The following is an 18292-nucleotide window of genomic DNA, read 5'->3' as shown; positions in this document are numbered from 1 at the left end:
TTTTTAGTTTAATACTGATATGGTATTTGCTGATAACCCGGGTATGGCATTGGATATGGTGCTGGGTATGTTACTGGGTACGGTGCTGGATAGTAGCCTCCACCTGCCGCACCCGTTAATGCGCCAGCTGTAAGCCCACCTAACATGCCTCCAGCAAAACTTCCTGGGAAAAATCCTCCGCCCCACGAGCCGCCACCCCAGCCCCATCCACCACCGTGATGATGATGATGATCATCATAATGATTGTGTCCTCCATGGTGATTATGCCCTCCATGGTGATTATGCCATCCCCCACCATGATGATTACGATAATATCCTCCGTGATTTAGCATATAGTTCATTTCTCTTCCTCTCCTTTTCAATTTCCCTACTTTAATATGTGTTGTATGAATAGTAAGGATACTGTTAATAATCCGTATAGTATGGATAGCAATATCCGCCATAACCAAACGCAGGACTAAGTAAAGCCCCTTCCAGGAAAGAATCCTCCTCCTAAAAATGGAGAATGTACAAACCCACCAAATGGAAGATCGTACATTTTATTCATCCCCTTTTCTATATAAAAATGTAATAATATACTGTATGTAGGACAAATGCGGAAAGCATGGGGAAAATGTCTATATTTTGTAAAAAAAACAAAACACTTTATAATAAGAATGTCAGATTACACCTTTTATATAAGAAGTCTATATTTAAGAAAGATTTGAGGAATTTTATAGAAATGAAGAAACCTATCGTTCAATTATTATTAATATTTACAATCGTATCTATCGTTCTTTTCCTATTAAATACATCGGTTATTTCGTTATATACGTTTGTTGGTGCTCTATGGTCCATCACAATCGTAGGAATTTCATTCGTTATTTTTATCGAAAATAGATCACCCCAAAGTACCTTAGCGTGGTTTTTAGTATTAGCACTTCTTCCTGTTATAGGTGTACTTTTATACTCTATTTTCGGGCGTAGCCGTTGGAGAAGAAAAAAACATCTTCATCGTTCAGAAGAACAAAGAAAGTTATTCCGCGAAATATTAGAAGGAAGACGACTAGAATTATCACTCACAGTCCCATTACATGAACGTTCTATACATTTAACAGAAGTCCTACAAAAATTCGGAGGCGGGCCTGCCGCAGATAGAACGACAACAAAACTTTTAACAAACGGTGATCAAACCTTTTCAGAAATTTTGAACGCAATCGAGAATGCAAAACATCACATACATATTCAATACTATATTTATAAATCTGATGAGATTGGTACAAAAGTACGAGATGCTTTAATACAAAAAGCAAAAGATGGTGTTATTGTACGCTTCCTTTATGATGGACTCGGAAGTAATACGTTAAGACGACGATTTTTACAACCTATGAAAAAAGCTGGAATTAAAATTGTCGAATTTGACCCTATTTTTTCAGCTTGGTTACTCGAGACAGTTAATTATCGTAATCACCGTAAAATCGTCATTGTAGATGGAGAAATTGGTTTTACCGGAGGGCTCAACGTCGGTGATGAATATCTTGGTCGCTCAAAAAAATTCCCTGTTTGGCGTGATAGTCATTTAAAAATAGAAGGAAAAGCATTGTATAAATTACAAGCCATCTTTCTAGAAGATTGGCTTTATGCGTCTAGTGGATTGAATACTTATTCTTGGGATCAATTTATGAATAGACACTACTTCCCAGGAAAAGAAATTCCGGATGCAGAAGGTGCGGTGCAAATTGTAGCAAGTGGACCAAGCTCAGATGATAAAAGTATTCGTAATACATTACTAGCTGTTATGGGCTCAGCCAAAAAATCTATTTGGATCGCTACACCATACTTTATTCCGGATCAAGAAACTTTAACATTATTACGCTTAAGTGCAATATCTGGCATAGATGTACGCATTTTATATCCTGGTAAGAGTGATAGTATTATTAGCGATCAAGCATCTCAATCCTATTTCACTCCACTTTTAAAAGCTGGTGCTTCTATTTACAGTTATAAAGATGGATTTATGCACGCAAAGATTGTACTCGTTGACGATAAAATTGCAACAATCGGAACAGCAAATATGGATGTACGTAGCTTTGAATTGAATTATGAAATTATTAGCGTACTATATGAATCAGAAACCGTTCATGATATTAAACGCGATTTTGAAGAAGACTTTAAACACTCCACTGAAATTAAATGGAACTCGTTCCAAAAAAGAAGTATCAAAAAACGAATATTAGAGTCCTTTATGCGACTCATTTCTCCTTTACTATAAGCAATCAATGTGATATTGATTGCTTTTTCTTTTATATTTCCCCCTTCTCCTTTTCTTTGCATACCATATTAAAACAAGTTATCATAAGATGTATTACTTTATGAAAATAATGTTAGGTGGGAAATACATGTTAGAACAATTTCATATACATTCTGATTTAAAACAGCAGCTTTCTACAATTCATGAAAAGAATAAACAAGAAGCTGGTGAAAATGCACATTTAATTGGCAAGAAAATATATAAAGCATCTGATAATAGCATTATTGAAGATGCCATTACAGCACTTTTACTTGGTAAAAACATTCTATTAAAAGGGCCAACTGGTAGTGGTAAAACAGTACTAGCGGAAACTCTTTCTTCTTTATTCCAAAAACCAATGCATAGCATTAACTGTTCTGTCGACTTAGATGTAGAAGGTATTTTAGGATACAACACATTACAAACAAAAGACGGCGCATCTGAAGTTACGTTCGTTAACGGTCCTCTTATGAAGGCAATGAAAAACGGTCATTTCCTTTATATTGATGAAATCAATATGGCAAAACCTGAAACGTTACCACTTCTTCATGGTGCGTTAGATTACCGTAAAATGATTACAAACCCATTTACACAAGAAGTTGTATACGGTGATGACGAATATCGCGTAATTGCTGCGATTAACGAAGGTTATGTTGGGACAAGTGAACTAAACGAAGCGTTAAAAAACCGTTTCGTTATTATTGAAGTTCCTTACATTCAAGGTGATACATTAAAAGAACTATTACTATCTGAATCAAAATTAAATGATGTTGCAACAATTGAAAAGTTCGTTGCATTCGCAAGCGATCTTATGCCTTTAGCTCGTGATGGGCGCGTAAGTGAAGAAGCAGCTAGTATTCGTGGCATTATCGATGCATGTGATTTAGGTGTATATATTCCTGTTATGCGTGCAATTGAACGTAGTATTATCGCAAAATTAAACGATGAAACAGAACAAATGACTGTCCGTGAATTAGCAGAAAGTTATTTCTTTGAGGGATAATTCATGAGACAAATTTTTAGTGACAAAAAAATTGATGCGTCGCTGTTTCTACAAATGGAAAACTTAATGTATGCTCTTCTAAAAGAAGACGATGCCTATCTTGAGTATGGCTATAAAGCATACTACGACGAAATTGAAAAAAAGGTTGTCATTAGTCACTTTTGGGATGATCGAAAAGAAGAGGATACAGTAATCGGATTAAAAAGCGAAGTGTTCTTAAAGGCACTTGGTAATAAACATTACTCGGACATGACTTTAATTCGTTCTTATGCGATTGAGTTACAAGAATCGCCGCTAAAAAAGTTTTTAACACAATTATTTGTTCTATTAGAAGATTTACGTGTTGAGGAAATCGTCAAAAATTTACGTCCTGGCACAAAACATATTTTTAAACGCCGAAAAGAAATGTATCGCAATTACTTTGGCTCACAAAATGAAATAAATCGTGTTCGTAACTATCACGGTGATCGTCTATTTTGTCTATGCTATCTTTCATTAACGAGTGATAAATATGAAATGTTTAATAATGAATATTTCGAGCAAATTGAATCAATTTTGCATGAAACATTCCAAGCTCGTAATACGGAAGATATTATGTATATTGTTGAGAAAATTCGCTATCGTTTAGAAGGACTTCTTGAAAGTGATATGCTTAATAATTATTTCGGACATGCACCGCTTTATTTATCTGTGATTGCAGATGAGAAAGACAGTCGCGCTGAAAAATTAGCAAATGATGATACGCAGCTCCTAGATGACGATGATAACAAAAACAAAATGGATGAAAGCTTCTCGACATGGCACCGTGAAAATAAAAACAATGAAAACGAGAACTTTTTACGCTTTGATTTAGAAAGCGGAACAAAAACAAATATGATGGGTGATACTGCTCGTGAATCAGAAGATGGTGACCAAGCACTTGGTTCTGTACAAGGTACTTCCCAAAAAAGTACACAATCTAACTTTGATGGTGCTGATACAGAGGAAGCAAGAGCGTCTCATGCTTCTAGCCAAAACGACGGTGCATACGGCAAGTATAATGTGGGAGCTTCTCATACATTTAAAGAAGCTCGCAAATCGAATCCTGATGAGAAAAAAGATTACCAAGCTATCAAATCAGTCGTTAATAAAGATGTAAAAGAATTAAAGAAAATTATCGAAAAAACAATTGAAAACAAAACGAATGCAAACAGTGATAAATATTACGGAAGGCTTCGTAAGAAATTCCTTCGTATTTATACTGAAAAGCAGCCGCGTATGTTTTATAAAAAAGGACAAGAATCACAAGAGCTCGACGTTGCATTCCAACTATTAGTGGACTGCTCTGGTTCTATGTATAACAAAATGGAAGAAACGAAGAAGAGTGTGGTCCTATTCCATGAAGCTTTAAAATCTTTAAAAATCCCGCACGCTATTAGTGGATTTTGGGAAGATGCTTCTAGTGCTAAACCTGAAGATAAACCGAACGTTATCCATGAAGTTGTTACGTATAAAAACTCAACGTTACCAAACGTCGGTCCAGAAATTATGCAACTTCGCGAAGAAGAAGATAACCGCGACGGGTATATTATTCGTATCGTTTCCGAAAAGCTTGCGAAAAGACCAGAAAAACATAAATTCTTACTTGTCTTTACAGACGGTGAACCTTCTGCACTAGACTATCAACAAGACGGAATTTTAGATACGCACGAAGCAGTCAAACTTGCTCGTAAAAGTGGTATGGAAGTAATCGGCATCTTTATCGAAGAAGGCGAAGCGAAAGAAGCGACTTATCAACTAATGAAAAACATTTATAACCATCACTTCTTAGTTGCAAATCATGCTGAAGATTTACGCCTGAAGATTAAACCATTGTTGAAGAAACTATTACTGAAGACGATTGAATAGAAAAACAGGAGCCCCGAGGCTCCTGTTTTTCTTCGTTAACTTACTTTGTTTCTGGTTGAAACTTGTATGGAATGGAAACTTCTAATAATAATTCGAACCCTCCATCGTAGTATGGGAATCGCTCATTCGCGATTTTTCTATCTACCCACTCGATTGCGGAAATTTCTCCTTCATCTTCTGCACGAAGTTCACCTTTTACTACATTTGCTCGGAATGTAAAAAATAATGCATGATGTCCTTTCTCTTCAAAAAACTTCTCATTTAATGCGACAAGTCCACTGAGTGCGGCAGTTAAACCTGTCTCTTCTTTCACTTCTCTTACTAGTGCTTCCTCTAGTATTTCACCTTTTTCAACAGCCCCGCCTGGCAATGACCAAACGTTTTGTTCTATATTATGTACCATTAATATTTTATCTTTTTCGCTATCGTGTATTAATGCATATACAACATCAACTCTTTGCATGTTGCTTTTCTCCCTTCCTAAAATAATTAAGAGCCAATTCCTAAGAATCGGCTCTTCCTATTAATTCATTACTAACTCAGATGCGAGCTTTTTTTTTAACTTAGCCAGCATATCAGTTGTCATTCTGTCTAAATCATATTCTGCTTTAAAGCCCCACTCTTTCATTGCTGCTGTTGCATCAATAGAGTTCGGCCAGCTATCAGCGATTGTTTGACGAGCTGGATCTACTGCGTAATCCATTGTAAAGTTCGGAATGTGTTTACGGATTGATGCTGCAATTTGCTCTGGTTCAAAGCTCATTGCTGTAATGTTAAACGCATTTCTATGAACTAGTTTATTTGGATCAGCTTCCATTAATGAGATGATTGCTTGTAAAGCATCTGGCATATACATCATGTCCATGTATGTTCCTTCTGCAATGTATGAGGTGTATGTACCTTTTTTAATCGCCTCATAATAAATTTCAACTGCATAGTCAGTTGTTCCGCCTCCTGGAGGAGCTACGTAAGAAATTAAGCCTGGGAAACGTACACCGCGCGTATCAACGCCAAACTTTTGATGATAATAATCACATAGTAATTCTCCTGCTACTTTGTTTACCCCATACATCGTAGTAGGACGCTGAATTGTATCTTGTGGTGTATTATCTTTTGGCGTTGATGGACCAAATGCACCGATAGAACTTGGCGTGAAAAACTTACAGTTTAATTCACGTGCTGCTTCTAATGCATTTACAAGTCCGCCCATATTTAAATTCCAAGCAAATAACGGATTTTTTTCTGCAGTTGCTGAAAGTAAAGCCGCTAAATGAATAATTGTATCTACTTCATTACGCTTTGCAATATCATGTAATTTTTGTCCATCCGTTACATCTAACGTTTCAAATGGACCAGACGTTACTACTTCACTGTCTGTTTCACGAATATCTGTTGCAATAACATTTGATGCGCCGTATACATCACGAAGTTTCATTACTAGTTCAGAACCAATTTGCCCTAAAGAACCGGTTACTAGAATTTTTTTCATTTTTCCCACTCCCCATTTGCAAGCTATTCAAAAGATGTCGTTACTTAAATGATACCCATTTCTTTCCCTACTTTTTCATACTTACGAATTGCTTCATCTAGCATTTCTTTCGTATGAGCTGCTGTAGGCATATTACGAACGCGTCCCATTCCTTTTGCTACGGTTGGGAATACGATAGATTTTGCGTAAACGCCTTCTTCATTTAGACGTTTACTAAATTCTTGTGTTAATACTTCATCACCAATAATACAAGGTGTAATTGGTGTTTCACTTTCTCCAATGTTAAAGCCAAGTTCTTTTAACCCTTGTTTTAAATAGCGACCATTTTCCCATAAACGATCGTGTAACTCTGTGCTTTCCATTAGAATTTCAATTGATCTCATACAAGCAGCTGCATCAGCTGGTGTTAAAGCTGTTGAGAATAAGAATGGACGTGAACGCACTTTTAACCAATCGATTAAGTTTTGTTTCCCAGCTACATATCCACCAATTACCCCAATTGCTTTTGATAATGTACCAATTTGAAAATCAACTTTATCAGAAAGGCCGAAATGTTTTACAGTACCTGCACCTTTGCCAAGTACACCTGAACCGTGTGCATCATCTACATATGTCATTAAATCCAGCTCTTCTGCAATTTCAACAATCTCTGGTAATTTTGCAATATCTCCATCCATTGAGAAAACACCGTCTGTAATAACCATTAATTTATTATAAAGACCTGATTCTTTTGCCTCGATTGCTTTTTTGCGTAAATCTTCCATATCAGAATGCTTATAAACGATGATTTTCGCTCTTGATAGACGACTACCATCAATAATAGATGCATGGTTTAATTCATCTGAAAGAATCGCATCATTTTTATCCATAACAGCTGAAATCGCTGCCATATTACAGTTAAATCCTGATTGATAAGCAATTGCTGCTTCTGTATGTTTAAACTTTGCAATTGTTTCTTCTAATTTAATATGCAAATCTAAAGTACCGTTAATTGTACGAACAGCTCCTGCTCCAACACCGTACTTATGAATTGCATCAATTGCTGCTTCTTGTAAGCGATTATCAGTCGCTAATCCAAGGTAGTTGTTTGAAGATAAGTTAATATATTCTTTTCCGCCAATTGTAATAATCGGTCCATTTGGACTTTCAAGCGGATCAATTACGTTATAAAGCCCCTTTGATTTTAAATCCTCTAAATTTTCTTCTAAAAAGTTTGCAAGTGTTTTACTAGACATCGTGAAGCCTCCCATCGTTCATGTAAGCGGATTATTATCTTAATAGTTCTAATAATCCCTCTACTAGCTTAACACGTTTTCAGAATTTATTATAGAAAAATAGTTTAAAGAAACCGCTTACAATTTTAAATTATAAATGATTCATTACAAGAAATCTATCATTTACTTTTCATATTTGATAGAATTAAAAAAATATTTAGGAGGCTTTTAAAATGGCATTTACTGAATCTGATGTATATAATAACGAATCGTTTTTAGAGCAATATATGCAGCGAAGATATCGAGAAAATAGTCCAAACGAATCCCTTGAAAAACCAGCATTCTTTCAGCTCATTGGCAATGTAACAGGAAAACAAATCCTCGATTTAGGTTGTGGTGATGCTAAATTCGACGAAAAATTATTAGAACATGGATGCCACTCTTACACTGGTATTGAAGGCTCCGAGCTTATGTATGAAAAAGCTAAAAAACAACTAGAAAATAAAAATGGCACCGTTCATTTTTTAAACCTCAAAGACTACACATACCCTCCTTCTACTTTTGATTTAGTAACATCTAGACTCGCCTTACATTATATTGAACACCTTGATATCATTTTTCAAAATGTGTTTCAAACTTTAAAAACAAACGGAACCTTCACCTTTAGCGTTCAACATCCCGTTATTACCTCTTCATTTGAAAGCTTGCAAACGAGTGGTAAAAGAACTAGTTGGCTCGTCGATGATTATTTCGAAACAGGAAAACGAGTTGAGCCATGGATTGATCAAGAAGTTATTAAATATCACCGGACTACGGAAGAATATTTTACATTATTACAACAAGCCGGATTTACGATTACAAGCTTAAAAGAAGCTACACCAAATCGAAACTGTTTTCAAGATGAAGAAGAATATGAACGACGTTTACGTATTCCCCTTTTTCTATTATTTTCTTGCCGAAAATAAAGTGAAACTTTAATCAGTGGGGGATGTTCATCCCCCACTGATTATTAGCCCGCACCAATCGGGCTTTTACGGGCAGTTGATCCCCCAACCAGCTTCTTTGCTTTCGCTGGATTTTGAGATGGGGATCTTACTGCCCGTTAATGCGGGGTAAAAAAGACGATGAATCCTCATCGTCTTTTTTCGTTATCTCATCGCCTGAACAGCCTCTTTAAGTACACGTCTTCCTCTTCCATGCGGGATACAGAGCGGTGTCCCAAATAACGGATCAGCGCTTATTTGACACTCCATACGGAATACATCCCGAACTAACTTCTGGTCAATAACTTCTTCTGGTTTACCTTGCGCATATATTTGTTTATCTTGAATAGCTACAATGTTGTCTGCATAACGACATGCCAAATTTAAATCGTGCAATACCATAACAATCGTTCTTTGCTCTGTTTCATTTAATTCGAATAATAAATCTAACACTTCAATTTGGTGCGTCATATCTAAATATGTAGTCGGCTCATCAAGCAAAATAATATCTGTATCTTGTGCAAGGGTCATTGCAATCCAAGCACGTTGACGTTGTCCACCTGAAAGGGCATGAACATCACGCTCAGCAAATTCTGTCATACCCGTTGCAGCAAGCGCTTTTTGTACCATTTCCTCATCTTTTTCGGACCATTGCTTCAGCCATGTTTGATATGGATAACGTCCTTGCTTTACAAGTTGTAATACCGTAAGTCCTTCCGGTGCTTGTGGCCCTTGCGGTAAAATCGCCATTTGACGAGCGATTTGCTTCGTTTGCATACTTTGAATTGCTTGATTATCTAACAAAATGTCACCGGTTGTTGGCTTTAATAATCTAGCTAGTGAACGTAATAAAGTTGATTTCCCACAACCGTTAGAACCGATGAAGATTGTAATTTCCCCTTTTGGAATTTCTAAATTCAGCTCATCAATAATAATCGTTTCACCATACGACAGCGTCAAGCGTTTCGTCTCCAATGCTTTTTGCATATTCATCTCCCTTTATGAATTCCGACTTTTATAAAGTAAATAAATAAAATAAGGTGCACCAATTGCTGATGTAAATACCCCTGCTGGAATTTCAAGTGGTGTGAAAACTGTACGCCCAATTAAATCTGCAGCGAGTACTAGAATTGCACCGATAATCGCCGCAACTGGGAGCAATGCACCGTAGAAAGAACCAACTAATCTTCGCGAAATATGAGGTGCCATTAAACCAACAAATCCAATTCCTCCTGCAAAGGCAACTGCCCCGCCAATTAAAGCTGTACTAAGTAACAACATAAATACACGCGACTTCGTTAAAGGAACACCAAGTCCCACTGCTATATCATCCCCTAGCTCTTGTGCATTTAAATGTCTCGCAGCGATAAATGATATTGTCGTTAAAATGAGAACCCACGGCGCAAGTACCATAACATTTTGCCACGAAGAGCCATAAACAGTACCTGTGATCCATACATTCGCTTGACTTGCTTGATAAATTGGTGCTAACAACATAAATAAAGTTGTTGCTGCTTTCGTTAATGCCCAAAATCCAACACCAATTAAAACAAGACTAATCGGTGATAATCCATCATTTTTCCAGGCAAATAAATATACAAAAAACGCTACAATTGTTGCCCCAGCAAAAGCTGCTAGCGGCATATAATGAATGCTTACTGTTAACGCATTGTTTTTATCACTAAATATAGCTAAAAAGAGTACAACTGCAACACTTGCCCCGCCCGTAATTCCGATGATATCAGGAGAAGCAAGTGGGTTTCGAACGAGCCCTTGTAAAATACAGCCCGCTACCGCAAGCGCAATTCCTACGAGGATAGCAATTAAAATACGCGGCATACGAAATTTATTTACAACCATATTTGACATCGCATCACCATTTCCGGTAATCGCTTGCCATACGTCATAAGGAGCAATTTTCATATCCCCCATACCTGCACTCGCAAAAAATAATCCTATTAAAACAACTAGTAAACTCAATAAGACGAGACAAGCTCGTTTATACATTAAAAACGAGAGCTCGCCTTTTCCAATACGAAACGGAATATACTTCTTCATTTGCTAAGCCCTCTCTTACGTGCAATATAAATAAAGAATGGGGCCCCGATAAATGCTGTCATAACCCCTACTGGTACTTCTTGTGGCATAATGACATATCTTGCTGCTATATCAGCCAAAATTAATAGTATTGCACCTAACAATCCGCTATAGGGTACTCTCCATCTGTGATCTACCCCAACAAGAGCTCTTGCGAAATGAGGAGTAACGATGCCAATAAATCCAATTGGACCAGCAACCGCAACTGAACCACCAGACAACAGTACAATAATAAGTAACACGAATGATTTCATTAAAATCGTTCGTTGTCCGAGCCCCTTTGCAACATCTTCCCCCATCATTAATGTATTTACTTTCCCTGCCATCATAAAAGATGCAATCCAGCCTATTAATAAATACGGGAATACTGATTGTAAAATCTCTAACTTTCTTCCTTGCACAGATCCGGCAAGCCAAAATAACACTTCTTCAAATGCTTTTTCATTTAATACAAGTAACCCTTGTGTTAATGATGAAAATAAAGCGCTTATCGCTACACCTGCTAATGTTAACTTAAGAGGCGTTGTCCCTTCTTTTCCTAAAGAACTAGAGGCAAATACAAGTACTGCTGCAACTGCCGCTCCTAAAAAGGCAATCCATGTGAAAGCTGATAATGATGTCACGGAAAAGAGTACAATTGCTACAACTATAAAGAACGCAGCGCCTGAATTTAATCCAATAAAATCTGGAGAAGCAAGCGGATTCTTTGTTAAAGTTTGCATTAAACAACCTGCAATGGCTAAACTAGCACCAACACTTGCTGCAATTAACGCCCTTGGTAGACGCACATTTTGAATAATAATATGCTCATTTGAACCATTAAAATGGAAAAAAGCATCTAAAGCTAATTTCCAGCTCGTATTTGTATATCCGAAAATAATGCTTCCCCAAATACAAATAACGACTGCAATGATTCCAACAAGTAATCCAATCCATTTTGCTTGATTTGTTTTTAATAACATGCAGCGTTTCCCCTTCAATGTATAATGATACGTTGTAAGTGTATTTCAACTTAATTCTCATTGTCAACGATAATGAGAACTATTTTCAGTAATATATATTGACAATCCAAAGATAAAGGCTTAACATCATGCTTGCTATTGAAAAATATTCTCAACATGTAGGGGGTACATAATGAATTTCATGCAAAAGAAATCGTTTACAGTATTTGTATTTTTACTAGCTTTTTCACTTCTTTTAAGTGCTTGTGGAAAATCAAATAACAAAGAAGAATCAACAAAAGAAGATAATAAAAAAGAAATGATTACGGTTGAGCACGCAATGGGTAAAACAGAAGTTCCTGCCAATCCAAAACGTGTAGTTATTTTAACTAATGAAGGAACTGAAGCTTTACTCGAATTAGGTGTAAAACCAGTTGGGGCTGTAAAGTCTTGGACGGGTGACCCATGGTATCCGCATATTAAGGATAAAATGAAAGATGTAAAAGTTGTTGGCGATGAAGGACAAGTTAACGTTGAAACTATCGCTTCTTTAAAACCAGACTTAATTATCGGTAACAAAATGCGCCACGAAAAAGTGTATGAGCAATTAAAAGCTATTGCACCTACTGTTTTCTCGGAAACATTACGTGGTGAATGGAAAGATAACTTCAAATTTTATGCAAAAGCTTTAAATAAGGAAAAAGAAGGTCAAAAAGTTTTAGCTGATTACGGAAAACGTATGGAAGATTTAAAAGGCAAACTTGGTGATACAGTAAATCAAGAAATTTCTATGGTACGCTTTATGCCTGGTGATGTTCGTATTTATCATGGCGATACATTCTCTGGTGTTATTTTAAAAGAACTTGGATTTAAACGTCCTGGAGATCAAAACAAAGATGATTTCGCAGAACGTAACGTATCTAAAGAGCGTATTTCGGCAATGGATGGCGATGTATTATTCTACTTCACATTCGATAAAGGCAATGAGAAAAAAGGTTCTGAACTAGAAAAAGAATATATAAACGACCCTCTCTTTAAAAACTTAAATGCAGTAAAGAACGGAAAAGCATACAAAGTTGACGACGTTATTTGGAATACAGCTGGCGGTGTAATGGCTGCTAACTTACTACTAGACGACATTGAAAAACGCTTTGTTAAATAATTTCATTGTAACCAGCTCCCTCTTTTATGGAGCTGGTTTTTTCATTTCACTGAAGTGTCACATTATTTCATTTTGTATTTTTATTCCCGATATGTTATATTATAAAAGTAAATATAGTATATTTTCTCTATATCAGAATAAATATTTTAATCTAAATTTTCTGATTTATCACTATTTTACTTTATTTTAGAATTCAATTACTACATTTGAAAACGCTTATTATCTTGTTTTCAGGGAAAAATATAATAACGGTTGAAGAAAAATAGATTTTTTCATAAATTTTCTTGCTATTTCCATATAATTCTATTGACTTCTAAATATTTTGTGAATTAAAATAATTACATAAATATCCGTTATACAGGATTAGGGGGAAACAAAAATGGATACAGCTTTAAAATTAGACAAAGCTGGAGAACAACAATCACCAAAAAAACATCCACCAGGATTATATTTGTTGTTCTTAACAGAAATGTGGGAAAGATTTAGTTATTATGGAATGCGCGGCCTTTTAGTTCTTTATTTAACAACTGCTGCTGTTAGTGGCGGGTTAGGATTTGATAAGGCAGTCGCAGTGCAATTATATGGTACTTTTACAGCGGCAGTATATTTCATGCCAATTATAGGCGGATGGCTAACGGATCATTATATTACAAGACGTCATGCCATTACTCTCGGCGGAATTATTATGGCAATCGGCAACTTTGTACTATTCTCAATGAATACAAAAACAGGACTATTCCTTGGATTAATACTATTAGTTATTGGTAATGGATTCTTCAAACCAAATATTTCTACACTGTTAGGTGAATTGTATGGTGAAAATGATTCACGTCGTGACAGTGCATTTACTATCTTCTATATGGGTATTAACGTAGGTGCTTTCTTCGCTCCACTTATTTGTGGATTTTTAGCAGAAGATTTCTTTAAAACAAGCGCTAATGGCGTTATTGTTATGGGATATAAATACGGATTCTTAGCAGCTTGTATCGGTATGATTATTGGACAAATTGTTTTCAACTTATTAGCTCCTCGTTACCTTGGTAAAGCAGGAACAACAGTTGTCGGTAAAAGATCAAAAAATCAGCCTGTAGTCGAAAAGAAACCTTTAACAAAACAAGAGAAAAATCGTACTTGGGCAATTGTAATTTTAACTTGTTTCGTAGTATTCTTCTGGGCAGGATTTGAACAAGCTGGTAGTTCTCTAACACTTTATACAAATAAATTTGTTGATCGTACAATTTTCGGTTGGGAAGTGCCAACATCTTGGTTCCAATCCGTTAACCCAGCATTCATCGTACTACTTGCACCATTTGTATCTATGCTATGGTTAAAACTTTCTAAAACAAAACGCGGTGATTTAAAAGTGCCAACAAAAATGGCATTTGGTATGATTTTACTAGGTATAGGTTATCTTGTTTTAACATTAGCAGTTCTAAAAACTGGAAGTAGTGAAGCAGATATAACTGTAAAAGCAAATTTATTATTCATCGTTATCACTTATCTCTTCCATACAATTGGTGAGCTATTCTTATCACCAATCGGTCTATCAATGGTAAGTGCAATCGCTCCTGTAAAATTAGCATCATTACTAATGGGGGTATGGTTAGCTGGTACGGGTATGGCTAACTGGTTAGCAGGTAAACTTGCTTCCTTTACACAATCATTAGGATACCTTGAAGTATTTGCAAGTATCGGTATTATCGTTATCATCTTAGGCTTTGTACTTCTTCTCTTCTCTAAAAAAGTTGCAAGTATGATGGAATAACACACAAAAAGACGCTTCTAAAATTAGAAGCGTCTTTTCTATTACATCTCTTCTAAAGCCGTCACATCCACGTGAACCCTCTCTCCTGGGTTGGATACGTCATACACTTGAGCACTCCCCTTCTGCTCATCACAGCTCTCAATCCATACGGGGACTCCCTCGTATGTAACATCAATTCTACTTGAAGAAGATAATATCTGTTTCACACGTTTTACATCCATTATATTATTCCTCCTTTGGCTTACAACACTCCTTTCTATCTTTTCATATCCCTTCAGAATATATTCCGTCAATTTAGCACTTCAACCGATAGTTTGTTTCTTTCTAACACGCTAATATATACGCTCTCAAATCTTCCTATTATTAGATCCTTTCCAAATAAAAAAAGACGTATATTTCACACGTCTTCTTTCCATAATATTCAAAAATTAAGAAAATAATGTTTTTACTACTTCACTTACTTTATCGTTATGAATTTGATAGTACACTTCTAACCCGCGTCTCTCAAAGCGTACTACTTTATTTTGTTTTAATTTCGTTAAATGCTGCGAAACAGTTGATTGCGGAATTTCTAATACCTCTTGTAATTGTGTTACATTACATGTTCCACGCTGCATCAGTTCCATTACTAAACGTAGACGAAGTGGATGAGCTAATGCTCTTAACATCTGTACGTCTTCTTCTGAAATACGACAGTCAAATTGGTTTTGGTTCATAAAATTCCCCTCATTTTCATTTTTTATTTTCTCTTTATTTATTTATATATCTGTTCTTATATTTCCTGTTACGACATAACTTTATCAACCTATAATGCTGAGAAAATTTTCCGACTTTTATCAGCACACAGTTCAAGAAAAAATCCCACCTGATTTTGAATATTATACTATATGATACAATAAAAAAGCAAAACAAAGGGCTAGCAATACTTTGCTTACAAACGTTGTTTTATCAGGATTTTTGTTATATTTTCACCTTACTGAAATGTACAGTAATGATATTGTAAAATATCGTCCATAATTGATAACCTATCGTAAAGTAATTTGACCATATTTAACCACTTTGTTACGATAAAAAGGAAATTTAAGTAAGGAGGATGATGTAATATTAAAAAATGGTTTATTTTTGCGTTAATTAGCATTGCGGTTGGCTGGACCATTATCAATCACTTCCTATACAAAAAAGAAGATATAGCTTCAAAATCAAACATCCCCATTGGAACTGAAGTTGGCAATGCTGCCCTCGATTTCCTTCTGGAAACAACCACTGGTCAAGAAGTTCGTCTTACAGACTATAAAGGAAAAAAAGTAATATTGAATTTTTGGGCAAGCTGGTGTGGTCCATGCAAAATAGAAATGCCTGATATGGAAAAGTTTTATCACGATACTAAAGATATGGGGATTGAAATTGTTGCTGTAAATGCGACAGCTACTGAAAAAGACCCGAATAATGTAAAACAATTTCTTGAAGAAAACAAATATACCTTCCCCGTCCTATTAGATCAGAAAGGCCAGGCAAGTGCCACATATCAAATCATCAGCATTCCAACATCTTTTGTCATCGATACAAACGGTGTCATTCAATATAAGCATGTAGGACCAATGACATATGAAAAAATGAAAGAATATGTAAATAATTTATAGAAGCGTAATCAAATCAATTTGATTACGCTTTTTGTCTACTTTATGAACAAAATGTTACTTTTAATACTATTATGGAATAATTATACTTTTTCACGTTGACAATAGTGTTGAAGGAGAATATACTAAGCATGTAAGTTGATTGTGAATAGTTTCACAAATAATGTGAATTTCTTCACATATAATAGATAGGAGTTGTCATTATTATGAGTACTTGGACACAAATTTATGACCCATTAAACAATATTTGGTTATCTGCACTAATCGCAGCACTCCCAATTTTTTGCTTCATTATTTGTTTAGTGGGATTCAAAATGAAAGGTTACATGGCTGGGCTTTATAGTGTGATCGTCGCTATTATTCTTGCTATATTTGTTTATAAAATGCCCGCAACTGTAGCTGTAGCATCTGCCGGATTCGGTGTTTTATCTGGATTTTATCCAATTTGTACTATCGTTATCGCAGCTATCTTCCTTTACAAATTAACTGTTAAAACAGAACAATTCAATGTCATTCGTGATAGCATTTCAAGTATTACAAATGATCAGCGTTTACAAGTATTATTAATCGCTTATTCTTTCGGTGCTTTCTTAGAAGGCGCAGCTGGTTTCGGTGTTCCAGTTGCTATTACAGCTGCATTACTTGTAGGTATGGGCTTTAATCCATTAAAAGCAGCAGGTATTTGCTTAGTAGCTAATATCGCTGGTGGTGCTATGGGTGCTATGGGTATTCCAGTTACAGTACCTGCACAATTAACTGGGCTAGATGCATTAACTGTCGGTCGTCAAGCTGTTTACATTTTGCCATTCATTAGCATTGTTTTACCGTTCTTACTTGTTTCAATGGTAGATGGATTTAAAGGCATTAAAGAAACTTGGCAAGGTATTCTTGTAAGTGGTGTTTCTTTCGCAATTACTCAGTTCCTTGTGACTTACTTCTTAGGCGCTGAACTTACTAATATTTTCGCAGCAGTCGTAAGTATGGTCGCTCTTACATTATTCTTACGTGTTTGGCAACCAAAATCTTCTGCTAAAGAAGAAAAACAAGAAGAAAAAGAATCTCATACATTCAATCAAATTTTATATGCTTGGTCCCCATTCGTATTCTTAACTGCATTTGTAACAATCTTTAATTTAAAACCAATTAAAGCTTTATTTGCTCCGGATGGTCCATTGGCAAACTTAGTATTTAACATTCAATTCCCTGGTCTTCATAATGCGGTTATGAAAACTGCACCAATTACAAAGGCTGATACACCTTTCGCAGCGATTTTCAAACTAGATGTATTCTCTTCTACAACTACTGCGATTGTATTAGCAATCATCGTTTCACTTATCGTCTACCGTGTAAACGGCAAAATGATTAAAGAATTAATGATCGAAACAATAAAAGAACTAAAAGTTCCAGTATATACAATTTGTAGCGTTATCGCTTTAGCTTACGTAGAAAACTACTCTGGTATGTCATCTACACTTGGACTTGCATTCTCTTCTACAGGAAATGCATTCCCAGTTCTTTCTCCAATCTTAGGATGGATTGGCGTATTCATTACAGGTTCAGTCGTATCAAGTGGTTCATTATTCGCACCACTTCAAGCAGTAACTGCCGATCAGTTAAACATCGTACCATCTACTCTCGTTTCATTAAACGTAGTTGGTGGTACAATCGCAAAAATGGTTTCACCACAATCTGTAGCAGTTGCTTGTGCAGCAGTTGGACTAGTTGGTCAAGAATCTGCTCTATTTAAAATAGTAATGAAATATAGTTTAATCTTCTTAGCTATTATTAGCTTACTTCAACTTAACTCTGTATTTAATATCTTCTAAAAAAAGCACCGATCCAAAT

At 35.8% G+C, this 18292-nt stretch carries 17 protein-coding genes; 8 read left to right on the top strand and 9 right to left on the bottom strand.

Translation table 11 applies throughout. The features are described from left to right. Positions 1-8 precede the first annotated feature (8 nt). A complete protein-coding gene (locus MHH59_RS03160; RefSeq protein WP_340850817.1) occupies positions 9-341 on the bottom strand; it encodes a hypothetical protein in 333 nt (110 codons plus the stop codon). A gap of 380 nt (positions 342-721) precedes the next feature. Between MHH59_RS03160 and MHH59_RS03155 the strand changes: the two genes are divergently transcribed. The 3 genes from MHH59_RS03155 to MHH59_RS03145 all read left to right on the top strand — a co-directional run bounded on the left by MHH59_RS03155 (position 722) and on the right by MHH59_RS03145 (position 5159). Beyond that, positions 722-2251 carry a cardiolipin synthase gene (locus tag MHH59_RS03155; protein WP_098632682.1) on the top strand — a complete coding sequence of 510 codons (1530 nt, stop codon included), beginning with the start codon at positions 722-724 and terminating at the stop codon, positions 2249-2251. A gap of 127 nt (positions 2252-2378) precedes the next feature. Beyond that, positions 2379-3272 carry an ATP-binding protein gene (locus MHH59_RS03150; RefSeq protein ID WP_000892986.1) on the top strand — a complete coding sequence of 298 codons (894 nt, stop codon included), beginning with the start codon at positions 2379-2381 and terminating at the stop codon, positions 3270-3272. A 3-nt stretch (positions 3273-3275) separates the two neighbouring features. After that, a complete protein-coding gene (locus MHH59_RS03145; RefSeq protein WP_002029726.1) occupies positions 3276-5159 on the top strand; it encodes a vWA domain-containing protein in 1884 nt (627 codons plus the stop codon). 40 nt (positions 5160-5199) lie between these two features. Here the strand turns inward: MHH59_RS03145 and MHH59_RS03140 are convergent, their stop codons facing one another. From MHH59_RS03140 to MHH59_RS03130, 3 genes are read right to left on the bottom strand one after another with little or no spacing between them, the layout of a single operon-like run. Further along, positions 5200-5622: an NUDIX hydrolase gene (locus tag MHH59_RS03140; protein WP_016126543.1), complete on the bottom strand. Its 423-nt coding sequence runs from the start codon at positions 5620-5622 to the stop codon at positions 5200-5202. A 60-nt stretch (positions 5623-5682) separates the two neighbouring features. Next, on the bottom strand, positions 5683-6648 hold the full coding sequence (locus tag MHH59_RS03135) for an L-threonine 3-dehydrogenase (protein ID WP_002125175.1): 966 nt from the start codon (positions 6646-6648) through the stop codon (positions 5683-5685). Between the two features lie 44 nt (positions 6649-6692). Continuing rightward, positions 6693-7883, bottom strand: a complete 1191-nt coding sequence (locus MHH59_RS03130) for a glycine C-acetyltransferase (protein ID WP_033730999.1) — start codon at positions 7881-7883, stop codon at positions 6693-6695. Positions 7884-8095: 212 nt separating this feature from the next. Between MHH59_RS03130 and MHH59_RS03125 the strand changes: the two genes are divergently transcribed. Further along, complete coding sequence (locus MHH59_RS03125) at positions 8096-8827, top strand: class I SAM-dependent methyltransferase (protein WP_340850815.1); 732 nt, start codon at positions 8096-8098, stop codon at positions 8825-8827. 183 nt (positions 8828-9010) lie between these two features. Here the strand turns inward: MHH59_RS03125 and MHH59_RS03120 are convergent, their stop codons facing one another. The 3 genes from MHH59_RS03120 to MHH59_RS03110 are packed head-to-tail and all read right to left on the bottom strand — an operon-like array spanning position 9011 to position 11904. Further along, on the bottom strand, positions 9011-9832 hold the full coding sequence (locus tag MHH59_RS03120) for an ABC transporter ATP-binding protein (RefSeq protein ID WP_002167083.1): 822 nt from the start codon (positions 9830-9832) through the stop codon (positions 9011-9013). A 12-nt stretch (positions 9833-9844) separates the two neighbouring features. After that, on the bottom strand, positions 9845-10903 hold the full coding sequence (locus MHH59_RS03115) for a FecCD family ABC transporter permease (protein ID WP_002125167.1): 1059 nt from the start codon (positions 10901-10903) through the stop codon (positions 9845-9847). Then, a complete protein-coding gene (locus MHH59_RS03110) occupies positions 10900-11904 on the bottom strand; it encodes a FecCD family ABC transporter permease (RefSeq protein ID WP_002029732.1) in 1005 nt (334 codons plus the stop codon). Before MHH59_RS03110 ends, MHH59_RS03115 begins: the two co-directional genes overlap by 4 nt. A gap of 172 nt (positions 11905-12076) precedes the next feature. Between MHH59_RS03110 and MHH59_RS03105 the strand changes: the two genes are divergently transcribed. Together MHH59_RS03105 and MHH59_RS03100 are read left to right on the top strand one after the other, a co-directional pair. After that, entirely contained in the window at positions 12077-13045 is a 969-nt protein-coding gene (locus tag MHH59_RS03105; protein ID WP_002125165.1) for an ABC transporter substrate-binding protein, read from the top strand. A gap of 379 nt (positions 13046-13424) precedes the next feature. Further along, a complete protein-coding gene (locus tag MHH59_RS03100; RefSeq protein ID WP_003187347.1) occupies positions 13425-14810 on the top strand; it encodes a peptide MFS transporter in 1386 nt (461 codons plus the stop codon). A gap of 41 nt (positions 14811-14851) precedes the next feature. Here MHH59_RS03100 and MHH59_RS03095 read toward each other — a convergent pair whose 3' ends face one another. Both MHH59_RS03095 and MHH59_RS03090 read right to left on the bottom strand, forming a co-directional pair. Next, a complete protein-coding gene (locus MHH59_RS03095) occupies positions 14852-15031 on the bottom strand; it encodes an acid-soluble spore protein H (protein ID WP_059037725.1) in 180 nt (59 codons plus the stop codon). A gap of 207 nt (positions 15032-15238) precedes the next feature. Beyond that, complete coding sequence (locus MHH59_RS03090) at positions 15239-15526, bottom strand: ArsR/SmtB family transcription factor (protein WP_001075217.1); 288 nt, start codon at positions 15524-15526, stop codon at positions 15239-15241. Between the two features lie 387 nt (positions 15527-15913). Between MHH59_RS03090 and MHH59_RS03085 the strand changes: the two genes are divergently transcribed. Both MHH59_RS03085 and MHH59_RS03080 read left to right on the top strand, forming a co-directional pair. Further along, positions 15914-16450 carry a redoxin domain-containing protein gene (locus MHH59_RS03085; RefSeq protein WP_307838409.1) on the top strand — a complete coding sequence of 179 codons (537 nt, stop codon included), beginning with the start codon at positions 15914-15916 and terminating at the stop codon, positions 16448-16450. A gap of 203 nt (positions 16451-16653) precedes the next feature. After that, a complete protein-coding gene (locus tag MHH59_RS03080; RefSeq protein ID WP_002029741.1) occupies positions 16654-18273 on the top strand; it encodes a lactate permease LctP family transporter in 1620 nt (539 codons plus the stop codon). Positions 18274-18292: the final 19 nt, after the last annotated feature.

Source organism: Bacillus sp. FSL E2-0195, from assembly GCF_038003645.1.
Taxonomy (GTDB): Bacteria; Bacillota; Bacilli; order Bacillales; family Bacillaceae_G; genus Bacillus_A; species Bacillus_A mycoides.
Note: the sequence above shows the minus strand (reverse complement) of the source record. Positions and strands in the feature narration are given on the sequence as shown.

Excerpts from the sequence above, each read along its gene's own strand:
- MHH59_RS03160 (WP_340850817.1), bottom strand. The coding sequence starts at position 341 with ATGAACTATATGCTAAATCACGGAGGATATTATCGTAATCATCATGGT.
- MHH59_RS03155 (WP_098632682.1), top strand. The coding sequence starts at position 722 with ATGAAGAAACCTATCGTTCAATTATTATTAATATTTACAATCGTATCT.
- MHH59_RS03150 (WP_000892986.1), top strand. The coding sequence starts at position 2,379 with ATGTTAGAACAATTTCATATACATTCTGATTTAAAACAGCAGCTTTCT.
- MHH59_RS03145 (WP_002029726.1), top strand. The coding sequence starts at position 3,276 with ATGAGACAAATTTTTAGTGACAAAAAAATTGATGCGTCGCTGTTTCTA.
- MHH59_RS03140 (WP_016126543.1), bottom strand. The coding sequence starts at position 5,622 with ATGCAAAGAGTTGATGTTGTATATGCATTAATACACGATAGCGAAAAA.
- MHH59_RS03135 (WP_002125175.1), bottom strand. The coding sequence starts at position 6,648 with ATGAAAAAAATTCTAGTAACCGGTTCTTTAGGGCAAATTGGTTCTGAA.
- MHH59_RS03130 (WP_033730999.1), bottom strand. The coding sequence starts at position 7,883 with ATGTCTAGTAAAACACTTGCAAACTTTTTAGAAGAAAATTTAGAGGAT.
- MHH59_RS03125 (WP_340850815.1), top strand. The coding sequence starts at position 8,096 with ATGGCATTTACTGAATCTGATGTATATAATAACGAATCGTTTTTAGAG.
- MHH59_RS03120 (WP_002167083.1), bottom strand. The coding sequence starts at position 9,832 with ATGCAAAAAGCATTGGAGACGAAACGCTTGACGCTGTCGTATGGTGAA.
- MHH59_RS03115 (WP_002125167.1), bottom strand. The coding sequence starts at position 10,903 with ATGAAGAAGTATATTCCGTTTCGTATTGGAAAAGGCGAGCTCTCGTTT.
- MHH59_RS03110 (WP_002029732.1), bottom strand. The coding sequence starts at position 11,904 with ATGTTATTAAAAACAAATCAAGCAAAATGGATTGGATTACTTGTTGGA.
- MHH59_RS03105 (WP_002125165.1), top strand. The coding sequence starts at position 12,077 with ATGAATTTCATGCAAAAGAAATCGTTTACAGTATTTGTATTTTTACTA.
- MHH59_RS03100 (WP_003187347.1), top strand. The coding sequence starts at position 13,425 with ATGGATACAGCTTTAAAATTAGACAAAGCTGGAGAACAACAATCACCA.
- MHH59_RS03095 (WP_059037725.1), bottom strand. The coding sequence starts at position 15,031 with ATGGATGTAAAACGTGTGAAACAGATATTATCTTCTTCAAGTAGAATT.
- MHH59_RS03090 (WP_001075217.1), bottom strand. The coding sequence starts at position 15,526 with ATGAACCAAAACCAATTTGACTGTCGTATTTCAGAAGAAGACGTACAG.
- MHH59_RS03080 (WP_002029741.1), top strand. The coding sequence starts at position 16,654 with ATGAGTACTTGGACACAAATTTATGACCCATTAAACAATATTTGGTTA.